Origin of the sequence: Saccharothrix deserti (assembly GCF_009769385.1) — a bacterium.
GTDB lineage: Bacteria > Actinomycetota > Actinomycetes > Mycobacteriales > Pseudonocardiaceae > Actinosynnema > Actinosynnema deserti.
Map to the genome: position 1 here is coordinate 59,389 of NZ_VKAB01000042.1, position 20,424 is coordinate 79,812.

General features: G+C 68.3%; 15 protein-coding genes. 3 read left to right on the forward strand and 12 right to left on the reverse strand.

Translation table 11 applies throughout. The features are described 5' to 3' along the window. Positions 1-29: 29 nt before the first annotated feature. The 3 genes from FM051_RS41395 to FM051_RS41405 all read right to left on the reverse strand — a co-directional run bounded on the left by FM051_RS41395 (position 30) and on the right by FM051_RS41405 (position 3,549). Positions 30-1,637, reverse strand: coding sequence for a glycoside hydrolase family 27 protein (locus FM051_RS41395; RefSeq protein ID WP_158852570.1), 1,608 nt, complete (start codon positions 1,635-1,637; stop codon positions 30-32). A 165-nt stretch (positions 1,638-1,802) separates the two neighbouring features. Continuing rightward, positions 1,803-2,312: a cellulase family glycosylhydrolase gene (locus FM051_RS41400; RefSeq protein WP_158852584.1), complete on the reverse strand. Its 510-nt coding sequence runs from the start codon at positions 2,310-2,312 to the stop codon at positions 1,803-1,805. 40 nt (positions 2,313-2,352) lie between these two features. Next, a complete protein-coding gene (locus tag FM051_RS41405; protein ID WP_158852571.1) occupies positions 2,353-3,549 on the reverse strand; it encodes a poly(ethylene terephthalate) hydrolase family protein in 1,197 nt (398 codons plus the stop codon). A gap of 494 nt (positions 3,550-4,043) precedes the next feature. Here FM051_RS41405 and FM051_RS41410 point away from each other — a divergent pair, with 494 nt between their 5' ends. The 3 genes from FM051_RS41410 to FM051_RS41420 all read left to right on the forward strand — a co-directional run bounded on the left by FM051_RS41410 (position 4,044) and on the right by FM051_RS41420 (position 6,665). Next, entirely contained in the window at positions 4,044-5,066 is a 1,023-nt protein-coding gene (locus FM051_RS41410) for a PaaX family transcriptional regulator (RefSeq protein ID WP_158852572.1), read from the forward strand. A gap of 492 nt (positions 5,067-5,558) precedes the next feature. After that, positions 5,559-6,506: an arabinan endo-1,5-alpha-L-arabinosidase gene (locus FM051_RS41415; RefSeq protein WP_158852573.1), complete on the forward strand. Its 948-nt coding sequence runs from the start codon at positions 5,559-5,561 to the stop codon at positions 6,504-6,506. Positions 6,507-6,524: 18 nt separating this feature from the next. Beyond that, positions 6,525-6,665 (forward strand): hypothetical protein, encoded by a 141-nt coding sequence (locus FM051_RS41420; RefSeq protein ID WP_158852574.1) that lies wholly within the window; start codon positions 6,525-6,527, stop codon positions 6,663-6,665. A 411-nt stretch (positions 6,666-7,076) separates the two neighbouring features. Here FM051_RS41420 and FM051_RS41425 read toward each other — a convergent pair whose 3' ends face one another. The 9 genes from FM051_RS41425 to FM051_RS41465 form a co-directional block, all read right to left on the reverse strand. Continuing rightward, the gene (locus FM051_RS41425) at positions 7,077-9,017 is read right to left on the reverse strand and encodes a glycosyl hydrolase 53 family protein (protein ID WP_158852575.1); all 1,941 of its coding nucleotides are present in this window, start codon (positions 9,015-9,017) and stop codon (positions 7,077-7,079) included. A 75-nt stretch (positions 9,018-9,092) separates the two neighbouring features. Then, complete coding sequence (locus tag FM051_RS41430) at positions 9,093-11,318, reverse strand: CBM35 domain-containing protein (protein ID WP_158852576.1); 2,226 nt, start codon at positions 11,316-11,318, stop codon at positions 9,093-9,095. 11 nt (positions 11,319-11,329) lie between these two features. Beyond that, positions 11,330-13,063 (reverse strand): right-handed parallel beta-helix repeat-containing protein, encoded by a 1,734-nt coding sequence (locus FM051_RS41435; RefSeq protein ID WP_158852577.1) that lies wholly within the window; start codon positions 13,061-13,063, stop codon positions 11,330-11,332. A 102-nt stretch (positions 13,064-13,165) separates the two neighbouring features. Further along, the gene (locus FM051_RS41440) at positions 13,166-14,236 is read right to left on the reverse strand and encodes a glycosyl hydrolase 53 family protein (protein WP_158852578.1); all 1,071 of its coding nucleotides are present in this window, start codon (positions 14,234-14,236) and stop codon (positions 13,166-13,168) included. 353 nt (positions 14,237-14,589) lie between these two features. Then, positions 14,590-15,792 carry a family 43 glycosylhydrolase gene (locus FM051_RS41445; protein WP_158852579.1) on the reverse strand — a complete coding sequence of 401 codons (1,203 nt, stop codon included), beginning with the start codon at positions 15,790-15,792 and terminating at the stop codon, positions 14,590-14,592. A 220-nt stretch (positions 15,793-16,012) separates the two neighbouring features. After that, a complete protein-coding gene (locus FM051_RS41450; protein ID WP_202919290.1) occupies positions 16,013-16,870 on the reverse strand; it encodes an SGNH/GDSL hydrolase family protein in 858 nt (285 codons plus the stop codon). 35 nt (positions 16,871-16,905) lie between these two features. Continuing rightward, positions 16,906-17,952: a rhamnogalacturonan acetylesterase gene (locus FM051_RS41455; protein ID WP_202919291.1), complete on the reverse strand. Its 1,047-nt coding sequence runs from the start codon at positions 17,950-17,952 to the stop codon at positions 16,906-16,908. A 135-nt stretch (positions 17,953-18,087) separates the two neighbouring features. Beyond that, a complete protein-coding gene (locus FM051_RS41460; protein WP_238413021.1) occupies positions 18,088-19,437 on the reverse strand; it encodes a GDSL-type esterase/lipase family protein in 1,350 nt (449 codons plus the stop codon). Between the two features lie 266 nt (positions 19,438-19,703). Further along, positions 19,704-20,424, reverse strand: a 721-nt coding sequence (locus FM051_RS41465) for a rhamnogalacturonan lyase family protein (protein WP_476655325.1), incomplete at its 5' end; no start/stop codon positions are given.

Sequence of the window (20,424 nt, forward strand, 5' to 3'; positions counted from 1 at the left end):
TCAGCGGGGTGACGCGGTCCTGCTGTGCGTCACACGCGGACCCAACGCTGGTTGGCGTTGCCGTGACAGGTCCACACGATCACCGGCGTGCCGTTCGCGGTGCCGTTGTTGTTCACGTCCAGGCACAGCCCGGTCTGCACGTTGCTGATCGTGCCGTTGCTGTTCAGTGTCCACTGCTGGTTCGCACCACCGTTGCAGTACCACAGCTGCACCTTCGCGCCGGCCGCGGCATTGGGTGCCGTCTCCAGGCAGTTGCCGAGTAGCTGCAACATGTTGCCGCTACGGGTGAACAGCTGCTGGGCCGCGCTGTTGCAGTCCCAGAGGGCCGGCTGGGTGCCGTTGGTCGACGCCCCCTTCGGGGAGTCCACGCAACGGCCCGCCGACTCGCTGCGGAGCGAGAAGGGCACCGGCGCCGGTGCCAGGCCGCCGCCGCTGACCCGGAAGACCGCCGTGCCGTGCGCGGGAACACTGGCCGAGATCGCGCCGCTGGTGGGCGAGGTCGCTCCGGTCCACAGGTCGCGCAGCGTGAACGAGTTGCCGGTCTTGCCGATCGCCGCCGCCGTGGTCGAGATCGTCGTCGTGGCCGAGCCCTGGTTGAGCAGCGCGACCGCGACGTCGCCGTTGGCCAGGCGCTTGGCGATCACGCGCCGGGTGCCGTCGTTCGACACCTGCGTGGCCTGCAGGCCGAGCGGGTCCTGGTTGACCGCGATCAGGTCGGCGTTCTTCAGAACGGCGAGCGTGGCGGCCGACGCGCTCCGGACGTCGTTGCCGGCGATCAGCGGCGCGGCCATCATCGCCCACATGGCGAAATGGCTGCGCTGCTCGGTCTCCGTCATGCCGCCGTTGCCGACCTCCAGCATGTCCGGGTCGTTGAACCCGCCCGGCTGGGCGTACGGAGCCAACGGCACGTTGACGTTGATGATGTTCTGCACGCCCATGAACGAGTTGCCGTCACTGCCGGTGTCCCACCGGTTGGTGATGTCCTCAGTGGTCCGCCACATGTGCGCGACGTCGCCCCAGTCGCGCAACGGTCCCGTCTTCTCGTGGATGCTGTTCGAGTTGATGCTGTAGACGATCGGCCGACCGGTGGCGGCCAGGGCGTCGCGCATCTTGGCGAACGCCGCCACCTGCTCCGCCATCGTGCCAGTCGGCGAGCACCAGTCGTACTTGAGGAAGTCGACTCCCCACGCGGCGAACTGCCGGGCGTCCTGCACCTCGTGCCCTCTGCTGCCGGTGGCACCCGGGAACGAGTTGAAGTACTGCGCGCACGTCTTGTCCACCGGCACCTGGTAGATGCCGAACTTCAAGCCCTTGCCGTGGATGTAGTCGCCGAGCGCCTTCATCCCGCTCGGGAACCGGGTGGGATGCGCCTGGAGGTTGCCCTGAGCATCACGGTCGGGGTTGAACCAGCAGTCGTCCACCACGACGTACTTGTAGCCCTGTGCGGCCATCCCGTTGCCGACCAGCGCATCGACGGTCTGCCGGATCAACGTCTCGGAGATGTTGCAGCCGAACGTGTTCCAGGTGTTCCACCCCATCGGCGGTGTGCGGGCCACCCCGTTCTCCAACGCCTGCGCCTGGGGTCCGACCACCGCTGTGGTCGCCCCGGCCAGCAGCAGGCAGGCGGCCGACAGCATCGCTGTGACCCGGCTACGCCCGGACGATGCTCTTCCATGCCTGATGTTAGCGTTAACAATTGAGCGCAGGGCGGCGGCGAGCCACGGCATCCGGCGACGACGACGGACGGGATCGGGCATTTCTCAGCTCCTACAAGGCTTTCGATCTTGTTGGATGTTGTTTGATCAAGTTGGTTGAACGTTCCATGCCGTAGTGTGGACCGTGAAGCGGACGTAAGCAAGAGCCGATGCCCCACTGTCTCGCCGGGGCTGCGGTCGACGCGCCTCCCGCGGTGACGCGGACCTCACCCTGGAAGCCGCCGGCCACTGGTTGCCGATGTTGATGACGACGTAGTCCTCTTGGCCGACCAGGACGTTCTTCTGGCTGATCCAGTAGTTCGCGGCCTCGTCGAGGGTCGCAGCCGCGCCGTCTTCGCCGTACCCGGTGGTGTCGTGCACCTCCAGCACGCAGATCATCCGGTTCCGCTTGCACAGCGAGATCATTTCGGCGACGTCGGTGGAAGGTCCCCACCGCTTGCCGCTGCCCAGCACCACCCGCACGGTGTTGGCGCCCAGCGCCTTGATCTCGGCGAACGAGCCGGTCCGCGCGGGGAACCAGACGTGCGGGTGGTTGACCCCGCGCATGATGAACTTCTGACCGTTGGCCTCGACGATGTCGCGGCCGCTGATGTGCAGACCTACCGTCGGCGTCCAGGAACGCTCCCGGCCAGTGCTGTCACGGGCTGGTGCAGGAGAGGGACGACGTCGGCGGCGTGCCGCCGCCGATGAAGCCGAACGTGGTCGACGTGTTGGCCTGGAGTGAGCCGTTGTACGAGGCGTTGCGCACCGACGCGGTCGATCCGCTGACGTTGAGCGTGCCGTTCCAGACCTGGGTGACGGTCTGGCCGCTGCCCAGGGTCCACTGGACGTTCCAGCCGTTGACGGCCGTGTTGCCCGCCGTCACCGTCACCTCGGCTTGGTAACCGCCGGGCCACGAGTTGGTGGTGCGGTAGGTCGCGCTGCACGCGTCACCGGGTGCCGGTGTTGTGGTCGTGGTGGAGATGGTTGTCGTGGTGGATGTTGTGGACGTGGTCGTCGGCACTGGGGAGGGCACCAGCGGGCACGTGCTCTGGTACGCCCTGATGCCGTCCCAGTTCGACAGCGAGCACAGGAACTGCGTGTAGCGGGTGTCGCTGTCGACGAAGATCTTCAGCCACGGGATGACGTTGCGCATCATCGTCGGGTTGTTCGACGTGGGGAAGCCGTGACCGGCGCCGGTGAGCTCCAGGTACGCCTTCTCCGTCGCCGCGGGGATCCCGTTGTAGAGGTTCAGGATGCTCGCCGGGGTGGTCGTCGTGTCGCTCTGCCCGGCCAGGAGCATGGTCGGGACCCGCGTGGTCGTCAGGTTCTGCGACGGGCTGAACGGCGCCAGCCCGATCGCGGCCTTCAGCGAGGGGCGCTGGAGGGCGGCGTGCATGGCCCCGCCGCCGCCCATGGAGTGGCCCATGACCGCCGTCCGGTTCGCGTCGACCCGGTCCCGCACCGGACTGCGCTGGGTCAGGTAGTCCAGCGCGGCCAGCAGCTGGGTGCCGCGGGCGGTGTCCCAGTCGTTGCGGCTGTTGGTGTCGATCCCGATCACGACGAACCCGAACGACGCCAGCCAGTGCCCCATCCAGGCCCCCTCGGCGGCCCAGGTGGCGGTGTAGCCGGGCACGACGGCGATCGCGCCGAAGGTGCCTTGGCTGGTGTCCGTGGGGTGGTAGATCACTCCACCGCCGAAGCCGTTCCCGGCCGGCACGCTGATCTGGGCGGTGGCGAAGGTGCCCCGGTTGGCCGAGACGCTGGCCGGGGTCGGGTCCGGACCCCGCTGGTACGGGTTGTCGGCACCCGACGCCGGGCTGACCGCAGCCGCGATCAGCAGCGTCCCCAGCATGACCGCGGCCGCAGCCGCGCCGCGCCTCCACAGTCGACCTGTGGCGGGGCGCTCCGTCTGACCGAGTCCGGGTTTCCCGGATGTGAAGGGAGCGCCTTTGCTTCCTGACACTGCATGTACCTCCTGCCGAAATGCGGCGGACAGACGCGTACGCGGCCTGAACCGAACCAGGCCCGATGGGATGACAAGCCGTGAAGTCGCCGGCCCGTCCGCAGCGGCTTTGTGCCCGGCAAAGCGCGCTGCGAGCGCCCGGCATCCCTGCCACGCGGAGGTGGGTTGGGAGTCGCCGCAGGCCAAGTCGAACTGACCGGCGGTACCGCGATCCGGAAGTCGAGCTCGGCCCTGATGGTGGCCTCACTGGCTCCCCGCAGAACCAAGAAGTGTCACATAGTCTGGCCAGAGCCACTGGAAGTGTCAACGATCGGGTCTCGATACGTGCGCGGGCCCGCTACAGTCGACATCGCCGTCACGCCGACATTCAACGGGAGCGCACCGTGGTAAGCCCGTTCGACGTCGAAGAGATCTTTCCCGACGTCGGTGCCGATTCGGTGCGGCTGCCGCGCCGGCAGCGCGGCAGCTCGCCCCAGGGCTTGGCGGTGACCCTGATCGCCGACTACACCCTGCGCACCCGCGCCTGGTTGCCGACCGCGGCGATCGTGGCCCTGCTGGGAGAGTTCGGTGTGACCATCGGCGCCGCGAGGACCGCCATCAGCAGACTGGCCCGCCGAGGTGTGCTGGAGGGCAGTCGGCAAGGCCGGCACAGCTCCTACCGGCTGACCGAGCCCGCCACGGTCAACCTGTCGATCGGCGGCACCTCCATCGCGGCATTCGCCACCGGGCCCGACTCCTGGGACGGGTCGTGGACGGTCATCGTCTTCACCATGCCGAAGGAGGAGAAGTCCCGGCGAAGCTCCCTGCGAGCCGAACTGCGATGGCGCGGATACGCACCGCTCTACGACGGGGTCTGGGTGTCGCCGCACCCGCTGACGCAGCAGGAACACGCCGAACTGGTCGCGGTGACACCCGGCGCCACAACCGCGTTCCGCTCGCGGCACCTGCAGTTCGAGTCGGACGTCACCCGCGACCCGATCGAAGCCTGGGACATCGCGGCGATCGCGGAGCAGTACGAGACGTTCATCGAGCGCTGGAATCCGGTACTGCCCCGCATTCGCGCCGGCGACATCACCGGCGCCGCCGCCGTACGGGCCCGCACCGAGGTGATGGACACCTACCGCCGCTTCCCGGCGCTCGATCCCCTGCTCCCCATCGAACTCATGCCGCCCGACTGGCCGCGCGCACATGCGCGGGAAGTGTTCCTCGCGGTGTACGACGGGTTGGCCGAACCGGCCCAGGACCACGTGCGAGCCGTCGCCGCACACGTCGACAACGGACCACGCCCCGACATCCGCGCCCACACCGTGGCAGAGATGGCCACCGGCATGAGCATCGCCTCCCCCGGCACCAGCGACGACCCGGACGCGGTCAGCGCCAAGGTGAGCCAGGTGTCAACGGCATGAGCAGGGCGGGATGACGACCGTCCACCGTCCGCCACTTGCGTGAGCGCTAACATCAACAGATCCGGAAACGTCGATTCGATCGCCGCCGACTTGGATAATCGCAGTTCAGCGGTAATTTTCCACTCGACTGTTCGAACTCATTCGATTGCACAATCGATGTTAGCGATAACGGCGACTCTTGTCAGGTCGGTGTCCGCGTCGCTATCGTGCTGACAACGCACCGGTGGTGCCGGCCCGGAACACCACCGCTGACGCGCCAAGGTTCCTGCTCGCAAGCGGGCGAATCACGGGTCCGCGCATGCATGCGACCGCCTGGGTGGCTGATGTCCAGGCACCGTGCAGATCGCCACACCGGTCCCGGACGTCCGCCCACTCGCGCTAACGCCTCTCTGCACCCGGTTTTCGCCGGCTGATGCGGCCATCGTGTCTGCCGCGCCAAGTCCGCGCCGCCACAACCACTCGCCAGAAATCGAGGACATCGTGGTCTCATCGATGAAACGCGTTCTGACAGCGCTGGTCGTCCTGGCCGTCACCGTCGTGGGGGCGCCGTCCGCATCGGCCTACCCCGCTCCCGGTCGGGTGACCGGCGACATCGGCGTGCACGACCCGAGCTTCGTCAAGCGCACCGACGGCAGCTACCTGGTCGCCCACACCGGCAACGGCATCGCGCTGAAGACCTCGGTCGACCGCACCGCGTTCCGCAACGCCGGTGCCGCCTTCCCCAACGGCACGCCATGGGCCAACACCTACACCGACAACTCCCGCCACCTGTGGGCGCCGGACCTGTCCTACCACAACGGCCAGTACTGGATGTACTACTCGGCCTCCACGTTCGGCTCGAACCGTTCGGCGATCTTCCTGGCCACCAGCTCCAGCGGCAACTCCGGGACGTGGACCAACCGGGGCCTGGTGGTCGAGTCGCGTACGTCGGACAACTTCAACGCCATCGACCCCGACCTGGTGGTGGACGACCAGGGCCGCTGGTGGCTGAGCTTCGGCTCGTTCTGGTCGGGCATCAAGATGATCGCGCTCAACCCGTCCACCGGCCTGCGTTCGGACAGCACGGTGCGCTCCGTCGCGGGCCGCAACGGCGGGGCGATCGAGGCGCCGAACATCGTCAAGCGCGGCAGCTACTACTACCTGTTCGTCTCGTTCGACCGGTGTTGCCAGGGTGCCGCGAGCACCTACCGCGTGATGGTCGGCCGTTCCACCAGCGTCACCGGCCCCTACGTGGACCGCGCGGGTCGCGCCCTTACCTCCGGTGGCGGCACCGAGATCCTCGCCGGCCAGGGCAGCGTCCACGGGCCGGGGCACCAGGACGTGCTGGCCGACCGCGACGGCGACGTCCTCGTCTACCACTACTACGCCGACAACGGCGCGTCGCTGCTCGGTGTCAACCTGCTCAGGCTCGACTCGGCCGGCTGGCCCTACCTCTACTGACCGGACGAGGACCAACCCATGCAGCGTCGCAGGGAGAACACCTTGACACTCGCCACCAGCGGTCCGCGTCGACGACGGCGGACCACGCTCGTCCTGGCCACCACCACCGCGTTGCTCGGCGGGATCACCTCCGCCCTGCCGGCCACCGCCTTGCCGTGAAACAGGAGTTGTTGAGCCACCCGCGCAGGACAAAGGGCCGTGGTCGATCTCGAACTGCTCCTCGCCCTCGTCCGGCAGCTTGAAGTCCACTGTCGTGGGGTAGGTCGGTGTGTGGCCACGTCACCGACTCGGAAAGCATCCCTCGACGAGCCCGAGGGCACGGTCATAATCGTCGGTCCTCGGAGCGTTCCACTCGTCGAAGGGTGGGAGGTGACCGAACAGCTCCGCCTGGATCGGTATGCGGCTGCGCAGATCGGTGAGCCAGGTCTGGCGGATCGCGCGCGGCGGTGGACGGCGACCTCGGCCTCGAACTCGGCGATCCGGCGACGGGCAGGAAGAGGACCCTCCAGATGGTCTCCGGAGGGTCCTCTTCTTTGATGGCAGGGCAGGACTGTGTCTTGGGATGTCCGGTTATGAGGTGGTCGAGTCGAGTTCGTCGTGTTCGCCGCGTCCGGGTACGACGTCGATGACCGCCGTGACCTGTCCTACGTCGGTCATGCCGGTGACTGTCACCTCGCCCGGCGTGTCGGTCGCGCCGGGTGGCAGCGGTTGCCAGCGGACGGGGACACTGGTGATCTTGTTGTTGGCGGTGGTGAGCATTCGGATGGAGGAAGGCAGCTTCGGTGCGGCACCCACTGCGGTGGCGGTGTAGACGGTGTCCTGGAGGATGTGCTTGGCGCGGCTGGCGTTGAAGACGTTGATGGACGCGTGCGGCTCCCACGTGTTCGCCAGTCCGGGCACGGCCCGGAACATCGTCTGGTAGCCGGCCGGCTCCCACACCAGCACGCCGGCACCCTGGTTGTCGACCACGTCGTTGGCGGCCTGGAAAACCCTCTGGATGGCGTCCGCCTGCCCCTGGATCGTCCGGGGGAAGGGTGAGTTGGGCATCGGCGAGCCGTCGCCGCCCGAGGCGGGGTAGGCGGTCTCGGCGATGTCGATCTCGTAGTCGGGGTAGGTGGTGGCCATGGTGTGCAGGTTGGTGTCCAGCGCCTCGGGCGTGCCGTGCCACTCCGAGTAGTACGAGATGGCCAGCACGTCGGGGTTCTGACCCTTCGCCTTCACCTGGGTGAGGTACTGGTGCCAGAACTCCATGGTCTTGGCGAGCCGGTCCTTGTTGACGATCACGTGGACCTCGACCTTGGACTTCGGCGACGCGTCGCGGACCGCCTTGATCCCGGATGCCGCCAGGGTCGTGAACCGGTCCCACGCCTGGTCGTAGAGCTGCTGCTCGACCGGGTCGGTCGAACCCCAGTACTTCCACAGCAGGCCGCCGCCGGGCTTCGACTGGTAGACGTCGGCCTGGTCGACGAAGTACGGCGGACTCGTCGTGCCGATGAGGGCCGCCTCGCTGCCGTACATGAAACCGTTGATGATCTCGTTGCCGACGGCGACCTTGTCCGGCGTGGTGCCCTGCCGGATCAACTGGCGCAGGTGGTCGGCGGTGAAGTCGTACACCGCCCGGTTCAGGTCCTCGAACTCCAGCTCGGCCCAGGCGCGCGGTTTCGGTTGCTTGCTCGGGTCCGCCCAGGAGTCCGCGTAGTGGTAGTCGATGCCCAGGCCCATGCCCCGCTGCTTGATCCACTGCGCCGAGGTCAGCGTGCGCTGCGGACCCTGGCGGGGCACCGCGGTCGGCTGACCGGTGCTCTCGCTGCGCGGCTCGTTGAACACCCGCAGCCGCGCGTACTGCATGCCGCGGTCCTTGACCACGTCCAGCTGGTGCGGCCCGGCGCCCCGGTCGGCGGCCAGGGGGTCGACCCAGTACTGCCGGGACTGGTGGTCGTCCACCCAGGACAGGTCGGCGCCGAGGACGAGGTCGTCCCGCAGGTAGTTGAAGACCTGGATCTCGCTGACACCGGCCCGCGCACGGCCCGGCACACCGGTGAACGTCAGCCGGACGAAGCGCGTTGCCGGCTGGGTGAACAGGTGCACCTCACCCCGCGACGCGGCCCGGTTGTGGGATCTGTCGGCGATCGTCTTCCACCGGCGGCCGTCGGTCGAAGCCTCGACGACGTACCGGTAGACCACGCCGTGCTCCGGGAACACCACCTTGACCTTGCGCAGGTTGTCATAGGTGCCACCGAGGTCGACGGTGAGCCACCGCCGGGCATCGGCGCGATCGGGGTACCAGGATGTCGTCGGGTCGCCGTCGATGGCCAGTCCGGCGGTCGACGAGCCACTGCCCGCCGTCGCCGAGGCCCAGGACTTGGCAGCGATGTTGCTTTCGATCGGCTTGATGTCCGCGGTTCCGTACGTCGCACCGGCCGGCGCGGTCCCCGCGACCAGACCCGCGGACACCAGGGTGGCCAGCGTCGTCAGACCCGCGAGGACGCGGGTCAGGCGTCTGTTGCTCATGTCCTTCTCCTGACGGTGTTTCAAGGACGCGATTCTGTCCGCCCTCCCGGGCGGAAAGATCGGCAGAGTGGACGGCTAGCCGGCCACGACTCCGACGTCGAGGTAGTCGACGTTGGGCAGGCCGTCGGCCGCCGTGGGTTCGAGGCGGACGGTGTTGCTGCCCGCGTTCAGCGAGGCGGTGAGGGATTTGGTGGCCCAGGCGGTCCACGTGCCGGTGGACTCGAACGACACCGTGCCGACCGTGGACCCGTTCACCACCAGGTTCGCCGGCCGCGGAGCACCGCTGCTCTGACCGTTGGCGAACCGGACCGCCAGCGCCGCCGTGCCCGCCTGTGCCGCATCGACCGTGAACTGGGCATAAGCCCCGACGGCCGCGTTGCCGTTGCAGAACCCGGTGCCGGAGAAGCCGGTCTGATTCGAGTCGATCGTGCCCTGGCACACGGCTGGCGCCGTCTCGGCCTCGTAGCGTCGACCTGTCGGCGGCACACCGTCGGTCTTGACGAGGCTCAGACCGTCGACGGCGAGGTACCCGTTGCCGCTGGCCGCCCGGATGGTGACGGTGGCGGTGCCGGCGGACAGCGGGATGTTCGCGAGCTCGCGACGGGTCCAGCCGCTGGAGGCCGGGATGTTGAGCGTGCGCGCGTTGCCGGCGGCGTCGGTGACCGTCATCTGCGCGGCGCTGAGCGAACCCGACGTCTTGGCGTACACGGACATCTTGTAGTCGCCGGCCGGAATCGTGATCCGCTGCCGCACACCACCCGCGTAGGACTGGCCGGCGCCGACCTGCAGTGCGAAGCGGGATCCGTTCGCACCGGCGACGTTGGTCACGATCGAGCTCGGCCCGGACTCACGGAAGTTGGTCCACCCCGTCAGCGTGGAGGTGGTGATCCGGTCGGCCTGGAAATCGGGGTTGAGGACGTAGTTGTTGTCCGGACCGACACGCCACTCACCGGTCGTGGCGTTGAACTGCCACTGGCTGACCGAGTGGAACTGGGGCCGTGCGCCGGTCTTGGTGATCGGCAACCACTGGTTGTACCCGATGCCGTTCCACGCGAAGTCGGCCCAGCGGTCGCCCGCGTAGATGACCGTGTTCTGCTTGGTCCCCTTGACGGTGACGAAGAACCCGGTCTGGGTCACGTGGCTGTAGTCCATCTCGGTGCCCGCGAGCGTGTACTCACTCGAGTAGGAACCCTGGACGGTGCCGCCGGTCGACTCCAGGACGTGCGTGACGGAGGTGTTCCAGCCGTGCAGGTCCGACGCCGCGTGGTAGTACCTGCCGTCGAGCTTGAACATGGCGTTGCCCTCGCGCCCAGAGGAGTTGTAGCCGATCTGCACCCCGGGCTCCACCCGCAGCGAATCGGACTCCCTGAGCTTGCCGACGAAGGCGCGGGAACGTCCTTCGCGGTTGGAGAAGATCAGGTAGTCCTTGCCGTCGTCGTCGGTGAAGACGGTCTGGTCCCCGGTGCCGGTCGTCGGCGAGTTGACGATCTGGGTCTGGAAGTAGCCGTAGGTGAAGGTGCTGGTGGGGGTGTTGCCCTGCAGGAACAGCACCCCGTGCCCGCCTCCGACATAGGCCTGGGTGGCGAGCACGTACTTGCCGGTGTTCTCGTTGTACGAGACCCCGAGCCGCCCGACCCAACCGGCCTGACCGAGGGTGGCGCCGTTGTTGATCGGGGTCGAGCGCGTCGCGACCCGGTTCTCGAACTTCCAGTTCACCAGGTCCCTGGACGAGTACACCGGGATCGACACGAACGAGACTTCGTTGTCGTACTTCCTCGTCGGGTTGGCCCGGTAGCTCTCCGCGCCGCGGTAGTGCACGCCGTACCAGTAGTACGTGTCGCCGAACTTGAAGACCCCGCCGCCCTGCGAGTAGATGGGGTTGCCGCTGGTGTCGTTCCAGAAGGTGTTGTTGGTGATGGTCTGGAACGTGCCCTCGTCCGCGGCCTCCAGGTCGCCGGCGGCGGTGACCAGGGCCGTCTTCGCCGCGGCGGCTTCCGTTGCGCTCGCCGAGGGGTTCTTCGCGACGCCGTCCGCCGTGGTCAGCGCCTTGGCGAAGGGCTTCCAGGAGTCGGTGGTGTACTTGGCCGGGACACGTGTCCGGTAGTCGGCGACCGTCGTCTTGAGACCGTGGGGATCGGCCGCGGCGTCCTCGGCGACCGGGGCGGCTTCGGCGGCCGGGGCGGCTTCGGCGACGGGCTGCGCCGCGGCCGTCACCGACTGCGGTGTCAGCACCGACGCGAACAGCAGTACGGCTGCGGTCAGTACGCGCCGTTTCAAGGGCGTGCGCGATGTTCTGGTCATCTTGGTGCCTTTCACAGGGTGAGGTAATCGATGTTGGGCAGGCCGTCCGCCGCGGTCGGGTCCAGTCGGATGGTGTTGTTGCCGGCGTTCAGGGAGGCGGTGAGGGTCTTGGTGGACCAGGCAGTCCAGCTGCCGGTGGACTCGAACGAGACCGTGGAGACCGTCGACCCGTTGACGACGAGGTTCGCGGGTCGCGCGGTACCGCTGCTGTTGCCGTTGGCGAAGCGGATGCCGAGCGTTGCCGGGCCGGCTGTCGCCGCGTTGACGGTGAACTGGGCGTAGGCGCCCACAGCGGCGTTGCCGTTGCAGAACCCGGTGCCGGAGAAGCCGGCCTGGTTGGCGTCGATGGTGCCCTGGCACACCGCCGGTGCGGTCTCCGCTTCATAGCGCGATGCCGGTGGCGTGCCGCCGGACTGCTCGAAGGCACCCAGATCCGGTGCCGACCCCTGGTAGGGCAGGCCGACGTTCGTGCCCTTGTCGATCAGGGTGCTGTTCGCGGCGAGGCGGAGGTGGGGCAGCACCGGCAGGCTGCCGTCGGCCTGGCGCGGAGCGTCCCAGCCGGACGTCGACACGCTCTGGAACTGCGCGTCCGACAGGGTGACGCCGAGGTTCCAGGAGTTGTTCGTGGCGGTCGTGCCGTTCATGTTGGACGTCAGGGTGCCGGTGTAGGCGATGTTGTTGCGCAGGTTGCCCCGGCCGACGGCCCGGCCGCTGGAGTCCACACCGAGCATGTTGAAGTCCGGGCGGTTGCCGTAGCTGGTGTTGTTGAAGAAGTCGTTGGCGATGGGGTGGTGGTTGGCGTAGAAGCCTGCGGCCTTGTTGAGAAAGGCGACCGAGGTGCGGACGGTGTGCTTGACGGCGCCGGAGTCGTAGTTGCCGCCGTAGCCGCCCGCTTTGAAGCCGGCGCCGTTGCCCGCGCTCGTGGTGGTCCCCGGCACGTACCCGTTGCGCCACGCCCAGGAGTTCTCGATGAGCACGGACGAGTAGGCGCTGATGAGGTCGTACCCGTCGTCGGCGTTCCACCACGCGCGGTTGCCGCGGAACACGTTCCCGGGGTTGCCGGCCGGGATGTGCGCGCCGAAGCCGTCCGCGTTCTCGCCGGGTCCGTCCGAGCTGTTCAGGTCGTAGTTGTCGTGTGAGTCCGAGTTGAGCACCAGGTTGTCGCGCCCGTTCTGGATGAACAGGCCGGCCCCCATGTGGTGGTGCGTGTCGATCTGCTCGAAGGTGTTGTTGCTGCCCGAGATCCAGATACCCCAGGACTCGGCGTTCAGCTTGTTGTTCTGCCGCACGCCGGTGACTTCCAGGCCTTTGAGGTGGAGCCAGTTGCCGGTGACGTTGAAGCCCTTGATCCGGCAGTCGTCCCGCATGGCCGAGAAGTTGAAGACCGGCTTCTCGCCCGGGTAGGCCCAGTAGCGGATCGGGTTGCCCGAGGTGCCGCTCTTGTTCAGGGTGATCGCGTCGACCCGGGCCGTCCGGCTCGCACAGGCCGAGTTCGCCCGGGTGTAGGCGTAGGTCCCGCCCCGGAAGTAGACCGTGTCACCCGCCGTGGCGACGGCCTGCGCGCGGGCGATGGACGCCCAGGGCGCGGCCTGGGTTCCCGCGGCGTTGTCGTTGCCACTGGGTGCGACGTAGTAGGTGTTCCCGGCCGCTGCGGCCGTGCCGGGCACGATCACGGCGATCACGGCGAGGATGGCTGAGCCGGTGACGACCCTGTGAAGGGCTCGCCATCGGGGTGTGAGGCGCATCGGAATCTCCTTGGGATGCCATGTGACGTCGGAGAGGCGGACCCGCCGGCCGATCACCGGGCATGCGGGCGCGGCGGGGCGGCCGTCGCTTCTCGCCGTGGGTCACACGTTGAGGAAGCCGTCCATGGCGGCGGTCGGCCTGCGGGTGCCCGGGTCCCACGCGGTGCTGCCGTAGCCGGTGAACGGTGAGTAGCCCTCGGGCTCCCAGAAGAACGTGCCGAGGCCGCCGAAGCCCTTCAGACCGGTGATGAACTGCCGCAGCCCATCGCGCACCTGGGTGGCCTTGTCTCGCGGGCCGCCGTACTCGACCTGCATGACCGGCTTGCCGTAGCTGGACTGGATGGTCCTCATGTTGGCCAGCACCGGAGCGACGTTGCCGCCCTGGGCGTACGAGGACAGCCCGGTGATGTCCCACCGACCGCCGTTGTTGCGGTAGGCGTTGAGGAAGTTCTGGATGCTGTCGAGCTTCTGCGGCTGGGCGAGGTGCACCATCACCGGGGTGGTCGGGAAGACCTGCTTGGACACGTCGTACGCGGCGTTGAGCAGGCCGGTCATCTGCGCGGGTCGGCTGATGCTGCCGACCGGCTTGCAGATGCCGCTGTTGGTTTCGTTGCCGATCTTCACCCAACCCGGCGTCACACCGCTGCTCTTGAAGAGGTTCAACGAGCGGGAGACGTAGTTGCGCATCGCGTCGAGCATCTGGCTGTAGGACATGTTCGCCCAGGCCGCGGGCGGGTTCTGCACGCCGACGGAGTTCCAGGTGTCGCCGAAGTGGAAACCGAGCAGGACCTGGAGGCCCGCGTCCCGGCAGCGCACCGCCATCCGCGCGGTCTCCTCGATGCTGCAGTGCCCGTTGGCCGGGCTGTTGGAAGGGTTGACCCAGGTCCGCAGACTGATCGCGGTGATGCCGTAGCCCTTGAGAATGGTGAACAGGTCCTGCCGTTGCCCGGACTTGTTGTTCCAGTAGTAGCCGTTCGCCTCCATCTGCGGCATCCAGCTGATGTCCGCGCCCTTGACGAAGGTCGCGGCCTCGGCCGTCGGCGCCAGAGCGTCCGCACCCAACGCGAGCGCGCCCGCGCCGGCGGCGGCGCCGAGCAGCACGCTGCGCCGCGAGATGCCGGCAGGGATGTTTGCCTTGTCGTTCATGGTGCGGCCGGTGCCGTACGCGGTCATTCGATCTCCTTTGATCGAGTGTGAGCGGGGGGCGCGGCGGCGAGACTGTGAACGTGCACAACTTTTCGAGTGCTGTCCACCCAGATCAAAACCTATGGAAGAGATCCTTTCAAGGGTCTGTTGGCACAGTTGCTGTGAACGTGCACAGAAGACGCCGGTCGCGCCCGCAGCTTGTCCGTCAGGATCGCGCGCGTACCCGGACGATCCCGGAATTCGTTGCTGCGTAGGCGAAATCATCACGCCTGCGTTCGTTACCGATCACCCGGAGCAGCCCTCATCGGCCACGCAGTGGAGCTGCGCGGCCGATGAGGGCTGCTCGGTTGTCCACCGGCTGGGCCGCCTGGGTGTGGCTGTCAGCCGACCACCCACTGCTGGTTGGCCGCTCCGGTGCAGGTCCACTGCCGGACCTCGGAGCCGGGTTCGGTGCCCCAGCTGTAGTTGTCCAGGCAGAGGTTGCTGTGCTGGTTGCGGATGCGCACGCGGGTGCCGGACCCGCCGGTCTCACCCGAAGGGCCCGCGAGGACCGTGGAGGTGGAGACGGGGACACCCAGGTTCGGTGTGCCGTCGGCGTTCCAGGAGATCTTCTGCACGCGGGTCGTACGGGTGGTGCCGCAGCCCTGGGACGCCGAGGAGTTGGCGTGGTAGGCGATCCAGGTCTCCGTGCCGTCCGGCGAGGTGAAGAACGAGTGGTGGCCGGGACCGTAGACGCCGTTGCCGTTGTTGCGCTGGAAGATCGGGTTGGCGAACTTCGTCCAGGACGACGCCGCGAGCGGGTCGCCACCGCGGTACTCCAGCATGCCCAGCTTGTAGTCGGCCGTGCCGCAGTAGCTGGCCGAGTAGGTCAGGAACGTGCGGCCGCCCCGCTGCAACGCGAACGACCCCTCGTTGACCGGCTGACCCTGCCGCTCCCACGCCAGCGTCGGGGCCGAGATGCGGGTGCCGTGGGCCGAGACCGAGGTCGGGCTGCTCATCGGTGCGATGTAGATCGACTGGAGGCCGTCGGCGTGGAACGCCGAGTAGTGGAAGTACAGGGCGCCGTTGAGCTTGAGCACCGCGCCGTCGATGGCCCAGCCGTTGTTCGGCATCAGGTTGAGCACACCCCGGTAGGTGTACGGGCCCGCCGGGTCGTTCGCGGCACTCTCCAGCACGTGTGTGCGGCGCGACCCGTACCCGGCCCGCGGTTCGACCGAGTAGTAGATGTACCAACGGTTGTTGATCTGCTCCAGGTGCGGCGCCCACATCGTGCAGCAGCCCTCGTTCTGCGAGGCGCGGAAAACTCTCTGCTCCGGCGCGCTGCGCAGCCCGGCGATGGTGGAGGACCGCCGCATCAGGATGTCGGAGGTCCAAGTGGTGGCCACGTAGTAGTACTGGCCGTTGTACTGCACCAGCGTCGGGTCGGCACTGTTGGGCGTGGGCACGACGGGGTTGGTGAACGAAGGACCGGGCGCGGCGTCCGCTTGGTCCTGGCCCACCGCGATCACGGACAGGGCGACGATGAGCGCGGCGACGAGCGACAGGGCTCGCCGGCTCGCACCCCGCCGGTGAACGAGCATCATGAGCACTCCTGAGGACGGGAACGGGTGAGGTTCGGACGACCTGCGGCGAGCCGCCGAGTCTTGGATGGAGCGCTCGACCACCTCGGGGTCGCGCTCTGCGCGGCGTTCACCCCTGGCCCGGTGGGGCGACGAGGGATCACCGGCCGCCCCACCTCCGACATATCCACTTAGGACGCTCTCGTGAGCGGTCGGCTGTTCTGGGGCGACTGACAACTCGTGACTAGCGCAGGGAGGAGGCGAGGCCGATCCCCTGTTCCCGCAGTGCCCTGGCGACCACCTCCGCGATGCGGGCGGCGCCGGCGGCTTCGAAGTGGGTGTGGTCGTTGCAGAAGAACGCGCCGACCGCGCCCTGGCTGTAGTTGCCGTTGTTGGGGCACAGGCGCAGTGAGTTGTACAACGCGACGCTGCGCTGGTGCAGGTCGATCACCGGCACCTGGTCGACCTGCCCCTGGGCGATGGTCTCGTTCACGAACCCGCGGTTGCCCACCGCGGTCGAACCGGAGCAGCGGATCGCCGCGACGGGCGTGACGAACACCGGCTTCACGCCCCGCGCCTTGGCCTCGCGCGCCATCGTGCTGAGTAGCTGGCGGTAGCGGGCGGTGCCCACGTGGCGCGGGCAGTTGCGGTCGCCGTCGTTGATGCCGAACTGGATGATCAGCCAGTCGCCGGCCTTCATGCCGTTGGTCGACAGCATGCCGGCCCAGCGAGAGGCGTAGGTGCGAGGGCTGACCACGCACTCACCGGCGGAGTCCTTGGTGCTCTTGACGTTCGACTCGTAGAGCCAGGTCTGGATGCTCCGGCCGCCCACGGCGTTGTTGACGACGGTGACGTCGTCGTTGAACAGCCGATCGAACTCCCTGCCCCAGCCGACCGGGCACGTGCTGCTGCCGTTGGCCATGGTGGAGTCGCCGGCCAACCACACCTTGAACGGTGCGGCGGCGATCCCCGGGCCACCGGCCTGGTCCGCGGCACAGGATGCGGGGGCGGGCGCGGCTTGCGCCGGCGACACCAGGGTCGCCATCGCGGCACACACCGCCGCCGCGACCGCCAGGTACCTGCTCCGTGCAGAGATCCTCATCGGTCCTCCATGTCGTTTCGGTGGAATTCGCGATGTCAGCGGACCTGTGTCGACCGGATGACGTTGAGCCGGACGGCCTCGTTCAGCACCAGGTTCGACATCGTTGCCGCGCCGTATTCCGAGAAGTGCGTGTTGTCGCCCTTCTCCCTGGTCAGGAAAAGCCTTTCGGATGCGGATGTGCCGAGTTGTTCGACCAGGGTGGCGGACAACGAGGTGAGGTCGATCAGCGGCGTGCCCTGTGCCCGTGCGACGGTCTTCATCTCGTTGGGCAGGTTCACGCCGATCTCGTTGACGTGGCGCGCGGTCCCGGTGAGGCGCCCGTCCGAGCCGAACAACCGGCGGACCGGTGGCGTCACCAGCACGGGTGCGCCGCCTGCCGCGCGCACGTCGCGCACCATGCGGGTGAGGTTGTCGCGGAACGCGGTGGCGGTGGTCCGCTTGTCGTTGTGGCCGACCTGGATCATGACCGTGTCACCCGCGCGGGTCTGTGACCGCACGGCGGGGAACAGCGCCGCGTTGGACAACACGGAGCCGGAGCTCTCGCCGGAGTCGGCGTAGTTGGCCACCGACAGGCCCTCGCGCAGCAGGCGGGGCAGCGCCTGGCCCCAGCCGGCGTAGGGGGCGGTGGGCTGGTCGCAGACGGTCGAGTCACCGACCAGGAACAGGGCAGGCGGCCTGACCTGCCTGACCGTGATCGCCTCGACCGCCGGAGTGCGCCCGTCGAACACGAGGGTCAATCCCGGTGTGCCGGTGCCGCCCTGACCGGTGGGCTGCCCCTCCGGCTGCCGGACGTTGACGGTGAGGACCCGATCGGTGAGCTGACCGACGCCGGTGTCCACGGCGGAGAGCACCCGGCGTCGAGCCTCGGCGGTGATGCCGGTGTTGGCCGCACGGGTGGGACTGCCCAGCCGCACGGTCACGTCGTAGTGGCCGGGGGCCACGTCGTAGCGGCACGTGATCGGGCCGGTTCCGGTGCAACCGGCCGGTGCGGCGTCCGCCGGAGCGGTGCCGAGGGCGGTGAGCGCGCCCGTCGCGAACGTCACGGCGAGCGCCGAACGCAGGACGGTCATCTGAGTGGGCATGGGTCTGCTCCTTGCTGCGGTTCGACCGAATGACGGGAGGAAAGGACGCGCCCGCCACCGAGACGGGCCGGGCGCGCCCTGGGGACCGCCGCACGTCCGGGACGGGGAGCGAACCGGACGTGCGGCGTGCGGGGATCAGCTCAGCCGGTGGTGAGCGCAGCCGGACAGGATCGGGGCCAGGCGGTCGGCGATCTTGCGGTGGTTCTGGTCGTTGGGGTGGACGTTGTCGGTGGTGTCGGTGGCCTCGACGATCCAGCCCGTGGTGTCGACGAACCGCACCTTCGGGTCGTTGACGATGCGGACGGCCGCCTGGGTCTCGGGGATGAAGCGCTTCCGGAAGGTCTGCAACGCCAGGATCGTGGCGTTCGGGTACTTCTCCTTGGCGCGGCGGATCAGGGTGACGTAGGCGTTCTGGAACTGCTCCTTGGTCACGTTGTGGCCGACGTCGTTGGTGCCCAGGTTGATCACCACGGCGTCGGCGCGGTAGCGGGAGAAGTCCCAGTTGGCGGCGTTGGCCTGGAGCCCGGTGCGCAGGAACCGGTCGCTCATGCCGATGCAGCCGTCGGCCGCGGAGACCAGGCACGCGCCGCCCACCGCGATCTGGGTGTGGCCCGCGCCCAGGCGCTCGCCGACCAGCCAGCCGTAGGCCGTCAACGCCTGCTTGGACGACTGCTGCCCGACGGTGATGGAGTCACCGACGAACTCGATGATCTTGCCGGGCACGGGCGGTGCAAACGTCGCGGCACCGGGGTCCAGCTCGATGCCCCGGTAGACCGCGTCACCCCGGTAGGACCCGGCGATCGGCCGGTAGGACACGCGCAGCGTGTGGTTGCCCGCCGCCAGCGGCGTGGGGGTGAGGTTCACCGTGCCGCTGCGGTTGACGTAGGAGACGTCCGGGCCGCCGTCGATGCTGACGAAGAAGTCGATCGCGTTGCGCTGCTTGAGCTTCACCGTCCGACCGGTGAAGCCGACGACCAGGTAGGCGCCCGCCCACTCCGAGACGTACGCGGTGGGGTCGGCGGTGTTCCACCGGCCGAAGTACTTGACGTTCGGGTCGGTCGGCGCACCCGTGCCCCCTGGTACGCCGCTGCCCAGCCGGACCAGCTGCCACTGCTGGTTGGTGCCCGAGGTGACGTCGTACTGGGAGATACGCGCGCCGTCGGCGGTCGAGCGCTCCCACACGTCCAACGCCTTGCCGCTGTAGCGGGACTTGAGCCGGTAGTACCCGCCGCCGGAGTCGACGAACTGGAACTGCTGCGCGGGCGAGTCGATCCGGGTCGCCTGCACGACGGCGGCTCCGTCCGCGGCGGACTGGACCTGCATCGCCTTGCCGCTGTGCCGGGCGACGACCACGTAGGTGGCCGTGGTGTCGACGGTGGCGGCTTGAGCCGGTGGTGCGGCCGGTGCGAGCGCGAGTGTCGCGACCGCACCCACCACGAACACCAGTGCCGATCGCGTGACCGCACCGCATGACGACAATGTCATGTGCGTGCCTTTCGCCTGAGTTGGCACGGCGGCGGCGCCGCCGGGTGAGAGGACTTTCTCCAGCGAAATAGTTGCGCCGAATTCACGCCGCCGTCAATGGCCACATCTCGTATGGGACAATCCGTCGAACATTCGATGGGAGCGGGGGAAATCATGTTCGCACCCGATGGGCTGGCATATGGAGAATGTCCCGGCATGGTGGAAACTCGCGCGTGCCCGAGCCGGCGCGGGGCTCGGACACACGCGAGTGGTTTATCGGGCCGCAGTCAGCCGGCGTAGTGCACGTCCGGCCACGGCGGGGTGGCCATGCCGTTCCCGATGTGGAAGCTCGGGTGCGGCGGCTGGTTGTAGGCGGTGTTCTGCCACGCGATGGCGACGCGGTACATGGTGTCGTGCATCAGGGTGGGGATGCGGCGGTCGGTTTGGTGCGGCGTGGAGTAGATGCGCAGGGCGCGGTTGTCGGAAGTGCGCCAGACGACTTCCTCGCGCCAGTCGCCGAACAGATCGGCGCTGAGGGCGGGGGTGGATTTGGTGCCGTTGTTGGAGGCCACACCGGAACCGGTGAGCAGGCGGGTGTCGCCGCTTGTGCCGTACTTGTCGATCCTGGTCTGGTCGAGCAGTTCGCGGGTGGGATCGCCGTCCCACCAAATCAGGAAGTTCGCCGAGGACGGCTTGCGGCCGATGCCTGTGCCGCGGGTGTTGCGGAGTTGGCTGTCGGCGTTGGACCACGATTCCGCGCCGGGGTTGCCGGCGTAGATGTCCGCCGAGACACCGCGGCCGTTGTCGCCTGCGTTGGCCGTCTGCCACAACCGGGCGCCGGTGCGGGCGTCGGCGAACCACGAGCCGGGCTTGGAGCCGTCCTCCGAGACCTTGAAGTACTCCAGGCCGGGTCGGGACGGGTCGAGGTCGCCCAGGTGCCCCGCGTCACCGTGGCCGAGACCCGTGGTCCACAGGCCGCGGCCGTTGTCGTCGATGGTCGCCGCGCCG

Excerpts from the sequence above, each read along its gene's own strand:
- FM051_RS41395 (WP_158852570.1), bottom strand. The coding sequence starts at position 1,637 with ATGCTGTCGGCCGCCTGCCTGCTGCTGGCCGGGGCGACCACAGCGGTG.
- FM051_RS41405 (WP_158852571.1), bottom strand. The coding sequence starts at position 3,549 with ATGCTGGGGACGCTGCTGATCGCGGCTGCGGTCAGCCCGGCGTCGGGT.
- FM051_RS41415 (WP_158852573.1), top strand. The coding sequence starts at position 5,559 with ATGAAACGCGTTCTGACAGCGCTGGTCGTCCTGGCCGTCACCGTCGTG.
- FM051_RS41420 (WP_158852574.1), top strand. The coding sequence starts at position 6,525 with ATGCAGCGTCGCAGGGAGAACACCTTGACACTCGCCACCAGCGGTCCG.
- FM051_RS41425 (WP_158852575.1), bottom strand. The coding sequence starts at position 9,017 with ATGAGCAACAGACGCCTGACCCGCGTCCTCGCGGGTCTGACGACGCTG.
- FM051_RS41430 (WP_158852576.1), bottom strand. The coding sequence starts at position 11,318 with ATGACCAGAACATCGCGCACGCCCTTGAAACGGCGCGTACTGACCGCA.
- FM051_RS41435 (WP_158852577.1), bottom strand. The coding sequence starts at position 13,063 with ATGCGCCTCACACCCCGATGGCGAGCCCTTCACAGGGTCGTCACCGGC.
- FM051_RS41440 (WP_158852578.1), bottom strand. The coding sequence starts at position 14,236 with ATGACCGCGTACGGCACCGGCCGCACCATGAACGACAAGGCAAACATC.
- FM051_RS41445 (WP_158852579.1), bottom strand. The coding sequence starts at position 15,792 with ATGATGCTCGTTCACCGGCGGGGTGCGAGCCGGCGAGCCCTGTCGCTC.
- FM051_RS41450 (WP_202919290.1), bottom strand. The coding sequence starts at position 16,870 with ATGAGGATCTCTGCACGGAGCAGGTACCTGGCGGTCGCGGCGGCGGTG.
- FM051_RS41455 (WP_202919291.1), bottom strand. The coding sequence starts at position 17,952 with ATGCCCACTCAGATGACCGTCCTGCGTTCGGCGCTCGCCGTGACGTTC.
- FM051_RS41460 (WP_238413021.1), bottom strand. The coding sequence starts at position 19,437 with ATGACATTGTCGTCATGCGGTGCGGTCACGCGATCGGCACTGGTGTTC.